We start from the raw sequence: 16,222 nt of genomic DNA, 5'->3' as shown, positions 1-16,222 counted from the left end.
GCGGGCGGCACCGCGCCGCCCGTTCCTTCGCGCGAACGGTCAGTATCCTGCGCGCAACGCCTTCGGCACCACGTAGCGGCCGCGCGCCGCGTCGAACGTCACCGTGTAGCGCGCGTGAATCGCCTTGTCGCCGCGCGAGCCCGTTTCCGTGACCGTCAGCGGATAGACGTCGCCGGTGCCGGTCGTGTCGGGCACGATCGAAAACGTGCGGCTCTCGCAATGCGACTTCGCGTTCCCGCAATCGAGCGACCCCGTGTTGTCGAGCGCTTCGTCGATGCGCGGCGCCGCCTCGACGATCGCGTTGCCGACCGGCAGCCAGATCGATCGCATCGCCATCGTATAGCCCTGCAGCGTGACGCCGTCGCCGATCGTGAAGCCGAACAGGTGCGGGCCGTACCGCTCGATGCGCACCGTACCCGGCTCGCCGCGCTTGCCGGACGCGATATCCGTCTTCTTCACCACCGGCTCGAGCGTCTTGCCGTCCGCCGCGGGCTTCAGCACGTACAGGTCGATGGTGCCCGTCGTGCCGTCCGAATCCATCCCCGGCATGCCGTCCTGCACGGCGGCCTCGGTCTCGCCGCACACCGCGAGCAGATACCGCGGGCCGTCGGCGGTCGCGACGCGCAGCGACCCGCACGGCGAATAAATGAAATCGCCCGCGTCCGACTGCCAGCCCTTGCGGTCCGCGCGCCAGTTGCCGTAGTGGTCGTGGAGGAACGTGCGCAGCAGACGGTCGGCCGCGACCGGCTCGACCGCCTGCGCCGTCGCGGGCAGCACCGTCGCCGGCACCGCACACGCAACGGACAGCGCCAGGCGTCGCAACAGGGGATGAACGGATGAAATCATGTCGGCGTCGGCAGGAACGGAAAGCGGTATGCGAAATGAGCTGCTGGCGGCATCAATGCGTCATCGAGGTTGCGCGACCGGTTCGGGATCGAACGCCGCCAGCCCCGGCCATGCCGCCCGCCCCCACACACCGTCACCCGATGCAAGCCAGCGCTGCAGCGTGGCGTCGTCGAACGCCTTGCCGAACGGGTCGGCGCGAAACCCGGCCACCCACTGCTTGCGGCCCGCGATATACGCGCTACCGAAATCCGTCCAGCTGCCGAAACAATCCTGCGCGCGCTGCGCGTTGAGCAACAGCACACGCCACGCGGTGTCCGGCTCGGTCCAGCCCATCAGCATCGCCACTCGCGCGAGGAACGCCATCCGCGCACAGGCGAACGCGAGTGCGGCACGCGGGTCGTCGGTCGGCTGCAGCGCATGCAGGTCGGCCCGAAACCATTGCGTCTCGAGCACGCGTGCGAGGTGCGCGCGCGCATCGTCGTCCGTCGCGTCGGTGCGCAACTCCATCTGATGCAGCATCTGCGCGCGCAGGAACTTGCGCGACGTGTCGTTCAGGTGGCTCGTATCCGCATCGTCGAAACCCGAGAACCCGGTCGCCTCCACGTACGGATGCGCGAGCAGCAGCGCCCAGTGCTTGCGGGCGGACAAGGTCGAATGGCGCGCACCGCGCCGGCGGAAGTAGCGCACGATACGCCACAGCACGAACAACGCGACGATCAGCTTGAATGTCATGGTCTTCGCCCCGTCATTCGCCGGCACTGGCGCCGTGCGGCGCGTCGTAGCCGGGCCAGCGCACGTTCTCGGTTGCAAAGGCGGGCTGTGCGTCGTCCCGTTGCGCGGACGGCACCGCGGGCGCCAGCGTCGCGCGCACCGCGTAACGCACCGAGCCGGCACGCGGCGGCCGCGCCTGCAGCAGTTCGGGCTGCCGCGCGGCGACCAGCCACTCGACGGTCGGCGTCGGCTCGGCGAGCCGCCCGAACAATTGCGGATGGCGCGCGACGAGCCGTGCTTGCGACGCGGCATCCGTCACGTCCTCGATCCTGCACCACCCCGACGCCGTATGGACCACGCCGAGCGCGATGCAGTCGGGCGGCGTGTTATCCGTCGTCCCCAGCGTATTCAGGCACGCCAGCACGTCGTCGACATAGCGCTCGACCGGCGGCCGGTTCTGCTTGCCCTTGACCTGATCGACGTCGAGGCCGCCGTCCGCGCGCATCGCGACACTGATCGTGATGTGCGGCTGGCCGCTCGCGTCCCGGAAGCTCAGCAGCCGCAGCGTGCGCGCCTCGATCGCTTCCGCGTAGCGCCCGCCGTAGCCGCCCGTCAGCGCCTGCCGGTCGGCGAACTGGCCGAGGCAATGGCGCATCACGTAACTCTCGAACGCCATTTCGGCGCGCAGCAGCGCGCTGTCGGGCAGGAATTCGACGAAGCGGCCGTTCGCGGTTTCACACCAGGTGCGCAGCGCATCGGGCTGGCTCTCGCGCCAGCCGCGCGCGATCCGGGCCGCCATCTCCGCATGCTCGCGTTCCCACATCGCGAGCGCCTGCGGGCAATTGACGCGGTCGAGCTTGCCGTCGAGCCCGGTCCCCTTGCGCGACTCGAGGAACTCGACGAGCGTGGTTTCGAGCGCGAGAAGCTGCGGATCGCCCGGGTCGACCCAGACGACGGGCGCCAGCCTGCCGGCGTCGGCCTCGCCGATCGTCTTCGCGTCCGCACCGAAGCGCCGCGCGACCCACGCCGGCGGCGCGGCGTTACCGAGCGCCTGCCGCGCGTCGTCGAGCGACCCGATCGTGCGTGCCGGCTCGAAGTTCGCGACGACGTGCCGGTAGAAATGGTTGAGCAGCCACGCGCGCACCGCGTCGGCATCGCCTCGCGCGGTGCTGCGCGCGGCGATCGCCGCTTTCAGCGCATCGGCGTTCAGCGCGTTGCGCGGCGCATAGCCGGCCCGCCGACCGACGGCCGTCATTGCCAGAACTTCCACCAGCGCTTGCCCGGCGCGGCCGTCGCCGGGCCCGGCGCCGCAGGCGGCGCACCGGCCTCGCTGATCCGCCGCTCGATCACGTCCATCTTCAGGTCGAGCGGTTCGGCGGCGTACCGGTTGCCGGCGAGCACCCGTTCGTAGAAATATTTCGCGTCCGGCTGGCGGCCCAGTTCGTACGCCGCGTCGGCGGCCCGGAGCAGCACGTTCAGATCGCGCGACGCGTCGGCCTGCGCACGCGCGGCGTCGTACAGCGCCGATGCCTGGTCCGGATGCGACTCCGACATGTGGGCCGCGAACACGAGGCGGGCAATCAGTGCCTCGTCGGGCAACCTGCCGTCGAGCTGGTCGTGCTCGCGCTGCCAGCCGACGAGGCGCTCGAGCCAGATCGGCAATTCGTTGCAGCGATCGACGCGGTACAGCGCGCGCACCACGTCGCGCACGTACCAGTTCGGCTCGTGCCGGCTGTAACCGTATTCGGCGGCGTAGTGCCACAGCTGCTCGGCGGCTTCGAGCATCTCTTCATCCTTCTCCTGGCACGCGAGCACGTAGCGCACCCCGTCGTAATGCTCGGCAAACGAACTCGCCGCGATCCCGCTGCGATGCAGGACCAGCGCTTCGTCGTAGCGCTCCTCGCCGCGATAGAGGATCGCGAGGTTGTTGCAGAGCATCGAATACAGGTGCGCGCACGCATCGTACGGATGGCCGTTGCCCGTCTCGAAGAAGCGCTCCATGCAGGCGCGGCCCTGCTCATACGCGGCGATCTTCAGGCGCTCGAGATCGGCGCGCACCGGCGCCTGTTCCGCGGCCGGCAGCGCGTCGATCGCCTCCTCGGCCCTGTCCTCGATCGAGCACGCGTAGCCGTAGCTCCACAAGCCGCTGCGCAGCGGCGGCGGCGGCAGCTTCATCGCGGCGGCGACACCCAGCGCCCGAATGCGCGCATCGGTCAGCATGAACCCGGTGCGGTTGTCGTACATCTCGCCTTCCTGCGCGGCCGCGAGCAGGCGCGCGGCCTGGGTCGTCGCGTCGATGCGGCCGGTTTCGCCGTCGTAGACGGCCGCGAGCCGCGCGATCCACGGATGGCCGGGCGCGCGCCGCAGTGCGACCTCGCGCGCGGCGTCGGCGATCGCGTAGCGCAACGCGTCGCCTTCGAGCGAGCCGAACGCGGCAAAGATCTCGCCATGGGTCGGCGAACGCGCGGCCAGCGCGTCGGGCCCTTCCGCGCCGAGTTCGACGAGCCGCTCGAGCGTCGGCTGGAAACCCGCTGCGCGCATCGCGCACAGCGGCCACCAGACCGACGTGTCGGTCGGCTCGGCCAGGCGCGCATGGATGATCTGCCCGACCCGGTCGAGCATGCTGCTTTCGATCTGGTACACGTGGAAGAACGCCCTGCGCCCTGCCTCGTCGAAACGGCCCGCCTCGAGCAGCCACGGCAGTTCGTATTCGATGAAGTCGTCTCCGCCGTCCGATTCGAGGCTGTGGCGCGCCATCTCGCAACGGGCCAGCGCGCCCGCGAGATCGCCTTGCGCGTGTGCCGCCCGCGCGGCGAGCCGCGCCAGCCTCACCTCGGCCTCGCGGCGAGGCGGCAGCGCCCAGTCGGCAATGCGCGACTCGACGGCCTGGCGAATGGTGTCGAACTGCAACGGCGCGATCTCGATCATCGCCCGGCCGATCCGCAGCCAGTCGTCGGCGTCGATGTCCTGGTCCGCCGCTGCCGATGCCATCGCAGCCACCGCGGCCTCGGCCGCCGCACGCGCGTCGTCGTCCCGGTCGAGACGCCGCAGTGCCCACGCGCGCAGGCATTGCCGGTTCGCCTCGTCCCACGCGCGAAACGTGGCGCGGCCGGCAATCGCGCGGTTCAGCGCATGCCGCAGTTCGATCGCGTCGAGCGCATGCTCCGCGTGGTCGAATTCGAGCGTATCGAGAATGCGTGCGCGGACGTAGCGATCGGCATCGAGCGTCGGCGACGTGCGCAAGACGTCGTGCATCTGGCCGATCGCCTCGGTGACGGCGTCGTTCTCGCCCAGGTGCCGGGCGACCTGCAGCCGGTATAGCGCGAGTTGCATGCGGATGTCGGGCCGCGCCTCGGGCGGCGCCGCGTCGTGCACGCCCGTGCCGTCCTCGTCGAGCACGGCGCGCGCGGCGGCCGGATCGCCGGCGTGCATCCACAGCGTGTGCAGGCGCGCGATCGCGTCGAGCGAATCGGCACGCAACGGCTGCGCACGCAGTCGTGCCGCAAGGTCGCTCTCGCGGCTCGAATCGCTTTCCTCGAGATCGGCTTCGAGCCGGTTCATCAGTGTGTCGAGCGGCTGGCCCGTCAGGGGCATCGTCGTCATATCGATATTGGAATGGGCGTTTGTAGTTGTATTGGCGCTGGGAGTCATCGACTTCTCCATCTCGGAATCGCGATAGCTTATCAGGAGACGGCGACCGTGCGCGGCCTCGCCATTCGCGTCGCCCGGCGTTACGATCTCGTTCTTCATCCCCGGACAGGTCGATGCGCACGGTGCGACGGCGCGACGCGCGCCGACCGGTCCCGCCGACCCGGAAACCGCATGAACCTCACCTTGCAGGATGTCGCGTGGCATCGTTCGGTCGGGCGGCTCATCGAGTCGCTCGACCAGCCGGGCTTCTGGCTGGCGCTGATCCGGCTGATCGAGGAATACGTCGCGGTCGACAGCTGGGTCGTGCTGACCTTCGGCGACGGCCGCCCGCAGGTGTTCGCCGAATGCCCGTACGAAGGCGGCGGCCCCGACCCGCTGTTCCGCGACTACGTGCAGGGCCTGTACCAGCTCGACCCGTTCTACATCGCGAACCGCGACGCGCCGAGGAGCGGCCTGTTCCGGCTGTCGGACGTCGCGCCCGAATGCTTTCGCGATACCGAGTACTACACGCTCTATTTCACGCACAACGTCGTCGAGGACGAGGTGCAGTTCAACGTCGTGCTCGACGATGCGCGCACGCTGTGCCTGTCGCTCGGCAGCAAACGGCGCTTCAGCCCCGGGCAGGTTGCGCTGCTCGACCTGATCCGGCCGTGGGTGGCCGCGCTGATGCGGCAGCGGCTCGCGTTCGAGCCCGCCTCCGCGGAGCAGGCGCCGCCGCGCCGGGCCGGCGCGCACGATGGCTTCGAGCAGGCGATGGCGCGGCTCGGCACGCCGCTCACCGCGCGCGAACTCGACGTGATCCGGCTGATCCTCAGCGGCCGCTCGAACAAGGAAGTCGCGAACAAGCTGTCGATTTCCGCCGAAACGGTCAAGGTGCATCGGCGCAACATCTACGGGAAGCTCGCGATCAATTCGCAATCGGAACTGTTTTCACTGTTCCTGAAGGCGCAGACCGACGGATAGCGCGCTCCGTCGCGCCCGTTTCGCCTCCCTGCGTGCCTCTTTGCGGCGGCCTTCGACGGCCGCGGCCGGATCATGCCGATGCCGTCGCGGCCCGGTGCGAACCCGCGAGCTTGAATTCGCCGACCGTCTGCGCGAGCTGAGCCGCCTGCTCGCGCAACAGCGCGGCGGCCGCAGCCGACTCCTCGACGAGGGCAGCGTTCTGCTGCGTCGAGTGATCGAGCTGCGACACGGCCTGGTTCACCTGCGCGATCCCGGTGCTCTGCTCGTTCGCCGCGACCGTCATTTCCGCGATCACGCTCGTGATGCCGCGCACGCCCTCGACGATCTCGTCCATCGTCGTGCCGGCCGTCTTCACGAGCCCCGATCCGCCTTCGATCTTCTCGACGGACGACTGGATCAACTGCTTGATTTCCCTGGCGGCCACCGCGCTGCGTTGCGCGAGCGTGCGCACCTCGCCCGCGACGACCGCGAAGCCTCGCCCGTGCTCGTGCGCGCGCGCCGCCTCGACGGCCGCATTCAGCGCGAGGATGTTGGTCTGGAACGCGATGCCGTCGATCACGCCGATGATGTTCGAGATCTCGGCCGACGCCTTCGTGATCTCGTCCATCGTCGCGACCACCTCGCTCACCACCTCGCCGCCGCGTACGGCAACGCCCGACGCCGATTCCGCCAGCCGGCTCACCTGCGTGGCCGCATCGGCCGAGTTGCGCGCCGTGCCGGCGATCTCCTCGAGCGCCGCCGCGGTCTCCTGCAGGCTCGATGCCGCATGTTCGGTGCGGCTCGACAGGTCCTGGTTGCCCTGCGCGATCTCCGCGCTCGCCACGCTCACGGATTCGCTGAATCCGCGTATCTGCAGCAGGATCGCGCTGATCTTTTCGGCGAACAGGTTGAAGGCCCGCGCGATCTGCGCGGCCTCGTCGCCGCCGTCGGCCGGCAGCCGCTTCGTCAGGTCCCCGCTCCCGCTCGCGACGTCGGTCAGCGCGTCGCGCACGAGCAGCACGCGCTTGAATGCCGCGTTCGTCAACGCGCCGACGAGTGCCGCCGCGACGCAGGCGACGACGAGGATCGCAATGAGCGTCGTCGTCGCGACGGCGCGCATGCCGGCCGTCACGTCCGACCGGTCGAGCGCCATGACGAGCGACCAGTCCGTCCCGGCGATCGGGCGCGCGCGGAGCAGCTTGGTCACGCCGTCCACGTCGATCGCCACCGGTTCGGTCGCCGTCTGCAGGCCGGCGAGACGCTCCGGCGTCAGTTCGGGCGACAGCTCGGCGGCCGGCTTCATGATCAGATCGGTCTTCGCGCCCGCGATCAGGCGCCCGCTCTTGTCGACCAGGAACGCGAAACTCGACGGCGTCGGATGCATCGACGCCACGATCGCGCTCGCGCGCTCCATGTAAAGGCTCGCCGCGAGCACGCCCTTCAGCGTGCCGCCGCGAACGATCGGGGCGGCGAACGCGAACGCGGGCTTGCCGGTCGACGCGTCGCGGTACAACGCCGTGACGACGAGCCGGCCGGCGTCGACCGCCTGCCTGAACCACGGGCGCGCGGTCGGATCGTAGCCGGCCGCGAGCGGGACGTTCGAATACGCGGTGCGATCCGGCAGGCCGAGCGTGAGCACCTGGAAACCGCCCGATTTGCCGAGCAGCGTCAGCGCCGGCAGCGGATCGCCTTCGCCCGGCGTCAGCGTGTCCGCGAGCGCCTGGGTCTGCTGCGCGCGGCTCGCGACCCACTCGTCGAGCGCGAGCGCGTGGCCGGTCAGGACGGACTGCAGGTTCTGGTCGATGGTCGTGTCGTTGTGCTGCTTGACGACGTAGTACACAAGGCCGCCTGTCACGGCCAGGGCCGTGACCACGATGGCGACGCAGGTCGCCAGAATCCGGGCGCGAATCGATGACAGCATGATGACGTTGATCTCCGGTTGCCGCGTTGTTTTCGGTTGGTCAAATGGGCACTCAACCGTCCTTAACGACCGCACGCGATGCAACTTGAGGTTCGACTGGTCAGACCGGCAAAAAAAGTTGAGCCGAGGCCGGCGACAGTACGCGGGATCAATACCCCCGACGGGTTAACACGCCGGCGGGATGGGAAAACCGGCGGTTCGGCGCATACTCGGGCGTTCCGACGTCCAACGTTGCGGAGCCGGCCGCGCCGGCCCCGCCCACCGAAATCGCCCATGAAACTGAAGCTCGACATCGTCCAGCTCGCCGGTCGCGACGGCGACACGCACTACAACCTGCAGCGCACGCTCGAAGCGATCGCGACCTGCGCACCGGGCACCGACATCGTGATGTTTCCGGAAGCGCAGCTCACCGGCTTCCTCGATCCGTCGAACCTGGCCGAATGCGCCGAGCCGCTCGACGGCCCGGGCGTCGGCGCGGTCATCGCGGCCGCACGCGCGCGCGACGTTGCCGTCGTGGTCGGGCTGATCGAGAACGACGGCGGCCGCTTCTACAACACCACCGTGTTCGTCACGCCGGACGGCATCGCGCTGCGCTACCGCAAGACGCACCTGTGGGTGAGCGAGCACGGCGTCGTGCTGCCCGGCGACCGCTACGCGACGATCGAATGGCACGGCGTGCGGATCGGTCTGCTGATCTGCTACGACAACGAATTCCCCGAAACCGGCCGCGCGCTCGCCGAACTCGGCGCCGAGCTGATCCTCATCACCGACGGCAACATGGAACCGTACCGCCCGGTCCACCGCACGTCGGCAACGGCGCGGGCGATGGAGAACCAGGTGTTCACGGTGGTCGCCAACCGCGTCGGCGGCAGCACGCACGACGTCGTGTTCGCGGGGGGCAGCCTCGCGGCCGATCCGTTCGGCAACCTGATCTTCGAGGCCGGCAAGGGCGAATCGCGCCACGCGATCGAGCTCGATTTCGACCAGCTCGCCGCGTCGCGCGCGGTTTACGACTATCGCAGGGACCAGCGCCTGCACATCGCCGGCGAACGTATCGAGCATGCGGACGGGCTTCGCGAGTTGCTGATTCCGTGACGGGGGCTCGCCCGCCCGGGCGGCGCCGTCCGTCACGCCCGTCACGCCGGCTCCGGCACCTCGATCGCCAGCAGCGCCGAACTGACCGACTTGCCGTGCGCGTCGAGCGCGAGCGAGCGCGTGACGCCGCCACCGAGCGCATCGCGCAGCACGAAATTGAATGCCCCGAGCGCCGGCAGTTCGTACCGCACGACGTCGCCGTGCACGATACCCGCGAGCCACGCCTTCACCGCATCGGCACCCAGATGCGTGCGCAGATGATCGTAATGGCGCGGATCGCGGCAAATCACCGACACGTTCAGCGTATTGCCCTTGTCGCCAGTGCGCGCATGCGCGAGTTCACGCAGTTGCATCATGCCTCCACGAATGAAAACGACGGCGTCACGGCCGCGCGCGGCAGCAGCACCGACTGCACGGCGATCACCTCGCGCGTCGACTTGAACGCGCCGCCGCCGCCGGCCGGCCCGTTCGTATAGAGCGTCTCGACTTCATTGCCGATCCGCGCCGCTTCGCCGGCGCTCGCCGCGCGGCCGGCCACCCGCACACGCACCTCGGCCGGCTCGCCGCGCACGGCCGGCGTCGCGTCGCCATACAGCGCATCGACGCCGATCAGGTCGAAGCGCAGCTCGGTCGCGGCGACGCCGGTCAATGCCAGCCGCTCGCGGACGATCCCGAGCGCGAGACGCGCGCGTTCGAGCGCGCCCGGGCCGCCGTACGAGATCTGGCCTTCGCCGATCCAGCCGTCGACATACGCCACCGACACCTTGAGCGTGTCGGGCCGCGCCGTGCCGCGCCCGCCCGTCACACGCACGCGGTCCGCCGCCTCCTCGGCGACGGCGACGTGCGTGAAATCCGCGACGACGTCGGGCTGCAGGTACCGCGCCGGATCGTGTATCTCGTAGAGCAGCTGTTCCTTGCAGGTCGCCGCGCTCACGCGGCCGCCCGCGTGCGGCACCTTGGTGATCACGACCGAGCCGTCCGCCGCGACTTCGCCGATCGGAAACCCGAGCCGCGCGAGGTTCGGCACGTCCTTGTAGCCGGGGTCGGCGAAATAACCGCCCGTCACCTGCCCCGCGCATTCGAGCAGGTGGCCGACGACCGTCGCGGCCCCGAGCGTGTCCCAGTCGTCCATCCGCCAGCCGAACGCGTGGATCAGCGGCGCGGCGAACAGCGACGGATCGGCGACGCGCCCGGTCAGCACGACGTCCGCGCCGGCCGCGAGCGCATCGACGATCGGCGCGGCGCCGAGATACGCGTTCGCGGACACGATGCGGTCGCGATACGCGGCGACGTCGTCGCCCGATTCCTCGAAGCGAAACGCGCCGCGCAGTACGACGTCGAGCACGTCGTCGCCTTCGACGGCCGCGACCTTCAGCCCGGCGACGCCGAGCGATTGCGCGATCCGTGCGGTGCGCCGTGCGGCCGCCCGCGGATTCGCCGCACCCATGTTCGACACGATGCGCACGCCGTTCGGCACGGCAACCGGCAGCACGGCGCGCATCCGCGCGTCCAGCAGCGGGTCGTAGCCGAGCGACGGGTCCTGGCGCCGCGCCTGCTGCGCGATCGCGATCGTGCGCTCGGCCAGGCATTCGAAGACGAGATAGTCGAGCTGCCCGTGTTCGGCCAGCTCGACCGCGGGCTCGATCCGGTCGCCCGAGTAGCCGGCGCCCGCGCCGATGCGCACGCGCCGTTCAGGTTGCTTTGCTGTCATGTCCATACCGTCGTCGTCCGGCGGGTGCGCCGCCGGTGAAAATCAAAAGATGCCCAGCACGACGCACGCGATCGTCATCACGATCGACGCGCCGAACAGCAGCGGAAACGTGAACTTCTGGTGCTCGGCCAGCTCGATGCCGCACAGGCCGACGACGAGGAAGGTCGCGGGCGTCAGCGGGCTGACCGGGAAACCGGTGGTCATCTGGCCGAGCAGCGCGGCCTGCCCGACCTGCACGGCCGGTACGCCGAGCTGGCCGGCCACCTCCGCGATCACGGGCAGGACGCCGAAGTAGAACGAATCGGGATCGAACAGCATGCTGAGCGGCATCGACGCGAGGCCGAGCGCGACCGGGATGTGGCCGGCCATCGACGGCGGCACGAAGCCGACCGCCGCCTGCGCCATCGCCTTCAGCATCCCGCTGCCCTGCATGATCCCCGTGAACACGCCGGCCGCGAGCAGGATGCCGGCCATCATCAGCGCCGCGCGCGCATGCGCGTCGATGCGCTTCCTCTGCATGTCGACGTCCGGGTAGTTCACCATCAGCGCGATGCACAGCCCGACCATGAACATGATCGCCGGCGGGATCTTCTCGCCCATCACGACCATCGTGCCGAGCACGACGAGCGTCAGCACGAGGTTGAACCAGAACAGGTGCGGCCGGCGCAGCGCCTGCTCGTCGGGCGTCAGCTCGCGGGTCGGCAACGGAATCGACGCATCGTCGCGCGACAGGCCGAGCCGCTTCTCCTCGCGCCGCCCGAGCCAGTACGCGACGCCGAACACGAACACGAGCCCGATCGCCTGCACCGGGATCAGCGGATTGAACAGCGCCGACACCGGCAGATGCAGCGAAGCGGACGCGCGGATCATCGGCCCCGTCCACGGCAGGAAGTTGATGCCCGCGGCCATCGACACCGCGGCGGCCAGCACGCGCCGGTCCATCTTCAGCCGGTCGTACAGCGGCAGCACGGCCGGAATCGTCACGAGGAAACACACGGCGCCCGAGCCGTCGAGGTGGATCAGCAGCGCGAGCAGCGTCGTGCCCATCACGATGCGCGTCGGCCGCGTGCCGACCGCGCGCAGGATGCGGTCGATGATCGGGTCGAGCGTGCCGGCGTCGGTGATCGTGCCGAAATAGAGGATCGCGAACACGAACATCCCCACCACGGGCGCGAGGCCCTTCAGCCCGTCGACGACGAACTTGCTGGTGTGCAGCCCGAAGCCGCCGATCAGCGATGCGGCGATCGGCACGATGATCAGCGCGACGAGCGGCGACATCCGCTTCGACAGAATCGCGGCCAGCAGCACGACGATCGTGCCAAGCCCGAGTAACGGCAGCATCCGTGTCTCCTACCTTGTCTTTTGTTGGAGACGAGCGTAAGGTCGGCGCAGCAATAGCACAATTGAAATGATTTGATCGCAGCAATCACGAACCGTTATGGATCTGAATCTTCGCGACATTCGCGCGTTCGTCACCGTCGCGCACGCCGGCAACTTCACGCGCGCCGCCGCGCGGCTGCACCTGTCGCAGCCGGCGCTGACCGTGCAGATCCGCCGGCTCGAGGAAATCGTCGGCGCGCGCCTGTTCGACCGCAACAGCCGCAGCGTCGCGCTCACGCAGACCGGGCGCGAGCTGCTGCCGCTGCTGCAGCGTTCGCTCGACGACATGGAGCGCGTGCTGCGCGACGCGCGCGCGCTCGGCGAAGGCACGAGCGGCACGGTGCGGCTCGCGTGCCTGCCGACCTTCGCGTCCAGCGTGCTGCCGGAGCTGATCCAGTCGTTCCGGCGCGACGTGCCGCGCGCGGGCTTCGAGATCCGCGACGGCGTCGCGAGCCTCGTCACCGCGCTCGTGCGCAACGAGGAGGCCGATCTCGGACTGACGGGCGGCGACACGTTCGATGCGTCGCTGGAGGTGCTGTATGCGGGCGCCGACCGGCTCGTCGCCGTGTGCCCGAAGGATCATCCGCTCGCGCGCAAGCGCCGCGTGAGCACCGCCGATGTCGCGGCCGTGCCGCTCGTGCTCACCGCGCAGGGCACGAGCGTGCGCAGCGTCGTCGATGCCGCGCTGGACGCGGCCGGCTGCACGCCCGACATCGCGTGCGAGCCGACCTACATGATGACGGCCGTCGCGATGGTGCGCGGCGGGCTCGGCGTGACGATCCTGCCCGCGACCGCGCGCGAGGTGCGCGCCGAGCCCGAGCTGGTGGCGAAGCCGATCGACGATCCCGCGTTCGTGCGGCCGATCGCGCTCGTCACGAAGCGCGGCCGCACGCTGCCGCGCGTCGCGCAGGCGTTCGCGGAAACCATGCTGACGGAATTGAAAAAGCGCGCGTGATGCCGGGTTCGGCTTACTTCACGTCCGGATCGACGTGCAGCGATTCGCCGATCGCATAGAAATTGCCGCCCGCGATGTAGTGCAGGCTGCGCAGTGCCGGATCGGCCGATTCGAAATACCAGTGACCGTCGCGGAACACGCGCGTGTCGGACCACGCCGCGACCACCTCGCCGATGAACAGGTCGTAGGTCTGCTGGTTGTGCGGCTCGGGAACCAGCCTGCACGCGAGCCAGCCCGAGCAGCCGGCGACGAACGGCAGGTCGTGGCCTTCGACGTCGAACAGCGTGACGCCCGCCTCGCGCAGCTTGTCCGGCCGCTCGGCGAGACTGTGGCTGCCGACCGCATGCGTGAGCTGCAGTTGCGCGGCCGTCGGCACCTGGATCACGAACGTGCCGCTGCGCTCGACGAGCTCGCGCGTCTTCGCGGACTTGTCGAGCACGACCGTCAGCTTCGGCGGCAGGAAGTCCAGCGCGCACGCCCACGCGGCGGCCATCACGTTGTCGACGCCGTCGTGGCGGGCCGACACGAGCACGGTCGGGCCGTGGTTGAGGAGACGGTAGGCTTTCTTCAGCTCCACCGGAGCGATGTGACTGTCCATACGGATTCCCTGGAGAACGGCGCGCACGGACGGATGCCGTGCGGCGCGCGGCGCCGGCCGGTGCGCAGGTGCGCAGCCGCGCCGAAGGCCGCATTCTCGCACCCAATTTCAATCGGTGCCGACAACGCCGCCGGTCACTTCGCGAACAACTGGCCGATATCGCGGAACGCCTTGAATTCGAGTGCATTGCCGCACGGATCGAACAGGAACATCGTCGCCTGCTCGCCGACCTGCCCCTGGAAGCGCACATACGGCTCGATCACGAAGGTCACGCCGAACGATCTCAGCCGCTCGGCCAGCGCTTCCCAGCTCGCCCAGTCGAGCACGATCCCGAAATGCGGCACCGGCACGTCGTGACCGTCGACCGCGTTCGTATGCGCGCTTTCCTGCGATGCGGTCTTCGGATGCTCGTGGATCACGAGCTGATGCCCGTAGAAGTCGAAGTCGACCCACTGCGCGCTCGAACGCCCCTCCGCCAGCCCGAATACACGGCCGTAGAAATCGCGCGCGGCCGCCAGGTCGTAGACCGGGATCGCCAGGTGAAACGGGGAAAGACTCATGGTTGCCTCGTGATGGAACGCTCGCGTGGCGCGAGGACGGCACCATGGTAGTCAAGGTCGATCGAAAATCAAATCAATATATAGTTTCGTCATTCACAAACGGAATTGATGAATGATCCGCGAACTGAGAACCCTCGTCGCCGTCGCCCGGGAAGGCACGTTCGCCGCGGCAGGCCACCGTATCGGGCTCACGCAGGCGGCCGTCAGCGCGCAGATGCAGCGTCTCGAAGCCGAGCTCGGCTTCGCGCTGTTCGACCGGCACGGCCGGTCGGCGCGGCTCAACGAAATGGGCCATCACGTGCTCGACCAGGCGCAGGCGCTGCTCGGCCTGTACGAGAACCTGAGCTCGACGGCCCCCGGCTCGCCGGCCGCCGTGCGCGTGACGATCGGCGCGATCGCGTCGGTGCAGAGCGCGCTGCTGCCGGCCGCGCTCGCCGATTTCCATCGCCGCCATCCCGCGTGCCGCACGCGCGTGATACCGGGGCTGTCGATCGAGCTGGTCAACCGGGTCGACGCGGGCGAGATCGACATGGCCGCGATCATCCGGCCGCCGTTTTCGCTGCAGAGCGACCTGCACTGGACGACGCTCGCGCAGGAACCGTTCCGGCTGATCGTGCCGCGTGGCGTGAAAGGCAAGGACTGGGCCGAACTGCTCGCGCGCGAACCGTTCGTGCGCTACGACCGCGCATCGTTCGGCGGGCGCCAGGTCGATCGTTTCCTGAAAAAGATGCACCTCGCGGTGCGCGACACGTGTGAGCTCGACGAACTCGACGCGATCGTCAAGCTGGTCGGGAACGGCGTCGGCGTCGCGATCGTCCCGCAGACCGCCGTCTATCGCCGCTGGCCGGCCGGCGTGCGCGCGATCGACCTTGGACACCATACGTTCCACCGCGACATCGGGCTCGTGCACCGCGCGCGGCGGACGATGTCGGAGCCGGCGCAGCAGCTCGCGCAACTGATCGAAGCGGCGTCACGACGGCGCGCGCCGCCGCAGGCGGCATAGCGCCGACGTCGTCGGTCAGCGCCGCCCGGCCGCCCAGTCGACCGCCGCATCGAACAGCGCGACGCCGGCCGGCGACAGGTTCGCGAACGTGTCGTTGTCGAGGAAGAACATCACGCGGCGCGCCGGCGCGAGCGCTTCGTAGTCCATCGTCGCGCCCTTCTCGTACGCGAAGATCGCGGCCTTGTCGGGTTGGCCGTACACGGTCGCGATCGTGATCGCGCCGAGCCCCGGCTTGCCCCAGCTCATCGGCGCCTGCTTGCCGTACACGCTGGTCGCGCCGGCCGGCAGCCCGGCCGAGATCGGGTGCGGCGCATTGACGAGCCACAGGTAGCGTTCCTTGCCCGTTTCGCCGAAGTCGACGTCGTGACGCTTGCCCGTCATCGCGAGATCGTCGAGCAGGTCGTTTTCCCACGTGACGAGCGGCTTGTCGAGCGTGCGCCAGCCGGGCCGCACGTTCTTCGACGACACCGTCGACGAGATCACGACGAGGTCGGCGTCGCGCGCCGCGTCGGGCGTCGAGGACTCGTCGATCAGGCGCACCGCGTAGCCGCGTTCGCCGAGATGCTGGCCGATGCGTTCGTCGACCTTCAGGTTCGGGCCGCGCAGCTGCACGAGCATCGCGACGCGCGTGACGGCCTGCGGTGCATCGGCCGCCCGCGCGGGCGCAGCCACCCCTGCCCCGAGGCCCAGGCCCGCGCCGATCGCGAGCACCGAGCCCGCGATCGCGCGCAACGCGCGGCGCCGCGCACCGGCGGCAACGGCGCGCACGGCGCCGGTCTTCATGTTCCGGTTCATCTGGATCTTCTCCGAAGCCGCGCGCCGCCGTGACGGCCGCGCGGCGATTGCGTG

The 16,222-nt window shown here is 69.5% G+C and carries 15 protein-coding genes; 4 read left to right on the top strand and 11 right to left on the bottom strand.

The features are described from left to right. Positions 1 to 39 precede the first annotated feature (39 nt). From APZ15_RS10690 to APZ15_RS10675, 4 genes are read right to left on the bottom strand one after another with little or no spacing between them, the layout of a single operon-like run. Positions 40 to 846, bottom strand: coding sequence for a hypothetical protein (locus APZ15_RS10690; RefSeq protein WP_034195789.1), 807 nt, complete (start codon positions 844 to 846; stop codon positions 40 to 42). A gap of 60 nt (positions 847 to 906) precedes the next feature. Then, positions 907 to 1,578 carry a DUF1266 domain-containing protein gene (locus tag APZ15_RS10685; RefSeq protein ID WP_027787790.1) on the bottom strand — a complete coding sequence of 224 codons (672 nt, stop codon included), beginning with the start codon at positions 1,576 to 1,578 and terminating at the stop codon, positions 907 to 909. Between the two features lie 13 nt (positions 1,579 to 1,591). Next, positions 1,592 to 2,812, bottom strand: coding sequence for a hypothetical protein (locus APZ15_RS10680; RefSeq protein ID WP_034195790.1), 1,221 nt, complete (start codon positions 2,810 to 2,812; stop codon positions 1,592 to 1,594). Further along, positions 2,809 to 5,160, bottom strand: a complete 2,352-nt coding sequence (locus APZ15_RS10675; RefSeq protein WP_034195791.1) for a hypothetical protein — start codon at positions 5,158 to 5,160, stop codon at positions 2,809 to 2,811. Before APZ15_RS10675 ends, APZ15_RS10680 begins: the two co-directional genes overlap by 4 nt. A gap of 219 nt (positions 5,161 to 5,379) precedes the next feature. On the opposite strand from APZ15_RS10675, the gene APZ15_RS10670 reads away from it, so the two are divergent. Further along, complete coding sequence (locus APZ15_RS10670) at positions 5,380 to 6,171, top strand: response regulator transcription factor (protein WP_027787793.1); 792 nt, start codon at positions 5,380 to 5,382, stop codon at positions 6,169 to 6,171. A gap of 70 nt (positions 6,172 to 6,241) precedes the next feature. Here the strand turns inward: APZ15_RS10670 and APZ15_RS10665 are convergent, their stop codons facing one another. Beyond that, positions 6,242 to 8,071, bottom strand: coding sequence for a methyl-accepting chemotaxis protein (locus APZ15_RS10665; RefSeq protein ID WP_027787794.1), 1,830 nt, complete (start codon positions 8,069 to 8,071; stop codon positions 6,242 to 6,244). A gap of 273 nt (positions 8,072 to 8,344) precedes the next feature. On the opposite strand from APZ15_RS10665, the gene APZ15_RS10660 reads away from it, so the two are divergent. After that, positions 8,345 to 9,166: a carbon-nitrogen hydrolase family protein gene (locus APZ15_RS10660; protein ID WP_027787795.1), complete on the top strand. Its 822-nt coding sequence runs from the start codon at positions 8,345 to 8,347 to the stop codon at positions 9,164 to 9,166. A 41-nt stretch (positions 9,167 to 9,207) separates the two neighbouring features. Here the strand turns inward: APZ15_RS10660 and APZ15_RS10655 are convergent, their stop codons facing one another. From APZ15_RS10655 to APZ15_RS10645, 3 genes are read right to left on the bottom strand one after another with little or no spacing between them, the layout of a single operon-like run. Then, positions 9,208 to 9,519, bottom strand: coding sequence for an AtuA-related protein (locus tag APZ15_RS10655; RefSeq protein WP_027787796.1), 312 nt, complete (start codon positions 9,517 to 9,519; stop codon positions 9,208 to 9,210). Further along, a complete protein-coding gene (locus APZ15_RS10650; RefSeq protein ID WP_027787797.1) occupies positions 9,519 to 10,877 on the bottom strand; it encodes an acyclic terpene utilization AtuA family protein in 1,359 nt (452 codons plus the stop codon). Before APZ15_RS10650 ends, APZ15_RS10655 begins: the two co-directional genes overlap by 1 nt. A gap of 42 nt (positions 10,878 to 10,919) precedes the next feature. After that, positions 10,920 to 12,218, bottom strand: coding sequence for a CitMHS family transporter (locus APZ15_RS10645; RefSeq protein WP_027787798.1), 1,299 nt, complete (start codon positions 12,216 to 12,218; stop codon positions 10,920 to 10,922). Between the two features lie 97 nt (positions 12,219 to 12,315). Between APZ15_RS10645 and APZ15_RS10640 the strand changes: the two genes are divergently transcribed. After that, positions 12,316 to 13,212: a LysR family transcriptional regulator gene (locus tag APZ15_RS10640; protein WP_027787799.1), complete on the top strand. Its 897-nt coding sequence runs from the start codon at positions 12,316 to 12,318 to the stop codon at positions 13,210 to 13,212. Positions 13,213 to 13,225: 13 nt separating this feature from the next. On the opposite strand, the gene APZ15_RS10635 is transcribed toward APZ15_RS10640, so the two are convergent. Next, positions 13,226 to 13,810, bottom strand: coding sequence for a flavin reductase family protein (locus APZ15_RS10635; RefSeq protein WP_027787800.1), 585 nt, complete (start codon positions 13,808 to 13,810; stop codon positions 13,226 to 13,228). Positions 13,811 to 13,944: 134 nt separating this feature from the next. Beyond that, on the bottom strand, positions 13,945 to 14,370 hold the full coding sequence (locus tag APZ15_RS10630; RefSeq protein WP_027787801.1) for a VOC family protein: 426 nt from the start codon (positions 14,368 to 14,370) through the stop codon (positions 13,945 to 13,947). Positions 14,371 to 14,482: 112 nt separating this feature from the next. Between APZ15_RS10630 and APZ15_RS10625 the strand changes: the two genes are divergently transcribed. After that, positions 14,483 to 15,373 (top strand): LysR family transcriptional regulator, encoded by an 891-nt coding sequence (locus tag APZ15_RS10625; RefSeq protein ID WP_027787802.1) that lies wholly within the window; start codon positions 14,483 to 14,485, stop codon positions 15,371 to 15,373. A 15-nt stretch (positions 15,374 to 15,388) separates the two neighbouring features. Here the strand turns inward: APZ15_RS10625 and APZ15_RS10620 are convergent, their stop codons facing one another. Further along, the gene (locus APZ15_RS10620; protein ID WP_027787803.1) at positions 15,389 to 16,168 is read right to left on the bottom strand and encodes a hypothetical protein; all 780 of its coding nucleotides are present in this window, start codon (positions 16,166 to 16,168) and stop codon (positions 15,389 to 15,391) included. Between the last annotated feature and the right edge of the window lie 54 nt (positions 16,169 to 16,222).

This window comes from Burkholderia cepacia ATCC 25416 (genome assembly GCF_001411495.1).
Lineage (GTDB): Bacteria > Pseudomonadota > Gammaproteobacteria > Burkholderiales > Burkholderiaceae > Burkholderia > Burkholderia cepacia.
The sequence above is the reverse complement of the archived record's forward strand: the minus strand, read 5'-3'. Positions and strand labels throughout refer to the sequence as shown.

Bases quoted from the DNA above. Each gene is read 5' to 3' on its own strand.
- APZ15_RS10690 (WP_034195789.1), bottom strand. From the start codon at position 846: ATGATTTCATCCGTTCATCCCCTGTTGCGACGCCTGGCGCTGTCCGTT.
- APZ15_RS10620 (WP_027787803.1), bottom strand. From the start codon at position 16,168: ATGAACCGGAACATGAAGACCGGCGCCGTGCGCGCCGTTGCCGCCGGT.
- APZ15_RS10645 (WP_027787798.1), bottom strand. From the start codon at position 12,218: ATGCTGCCGTTACTCGGGCTTGGCACGATCGTCGTGCTGCTGGCCGCG.
- APZ15_RS10685 (WP_027787790.1), bottom strand. From the start codon at position 1,578: ATGACATTCAAGCTGATCGTCGCGTTGTTCGTGCTGTGGCGTATCGTG.
- APZ15_RS10680 (WP_034195790.1), bottom strand. From the start codon at position 2,812: ATGACGGCCGTCGGTCGGCGGGCCGGCTATGCGCCGCGCAACGCGCTG.
- APZ15_RS10655 (WP_027787796.1), bottom strand. From the start codon at position 9,519: ATGCAACTGCGTGAACTCGCGCATGCGCGCACTGGCGACAAGGGCAAT.
- APZ15_RS10650 (WP_027787797.1), bottom strand. From the start codon at position 10,877: ATGACAGCAAAGCAACCTGAACGGCGCGTGCGCATCGGCGCGGGCGCC.
- APZ15_RS10635 (WP_027787800.1), bottom strand. From the start codon at position 13,810: ATGGACAGTCACATCGCTCCGGTGGAGCTGAAGAAAGCCTACCGTCTC.
- APZ15_RS10660 (WP_027787795.1), top strand. From the start codon at position 8,345: ATGAAACTGAAGCTCGACATCGTCCAGCTCGCCGGTCGCGACGGCGAC.
- APZ15_RS10630 (WP_027787801.1), bottom strand. From the start codon at position 14,370: ATGAGTCTTTCCCCGTTTCACCTGGCGATCCCGGTCTACGACCTGGCG.
- APZ15_RS10665 (WP_027787794.1), bottom strand. From the start codon at position 8,071: ATGCTGTCATCGATTCGCGCCCGGATTCTGGCGACCTGCGTCGCCATC.
- APZ15_RS10670 (WP_027787793.1), top strand. From the start codon at position 5,380: ATGAACCTCACCTTGCAGGATGTCGCGTGGCATCGTTCGGTCGGGCGG.
- APZ15_RS10625 (WP_027787802.1), top strand. From the start codon at position 14,483: ATGATCCGCGAACTGAGAACCCTCGTCGCCGTCGCCCGGGAAGGCACG.
- APZ15_RS10675 (WP_034195791.1), bottom strand. From the start codon at position 5,160: ATGACGACGATGCCCCTGACGGGCCAGCCGCTCGACACACTGATGAAC.
- APZ15_RS10640 (WP_027787799.1), top strand. From the start codon at position 12,316: ATGGATCTGAATCTTCGCGACATTCGCGCGTTCGTCACCGTCGCGCAC.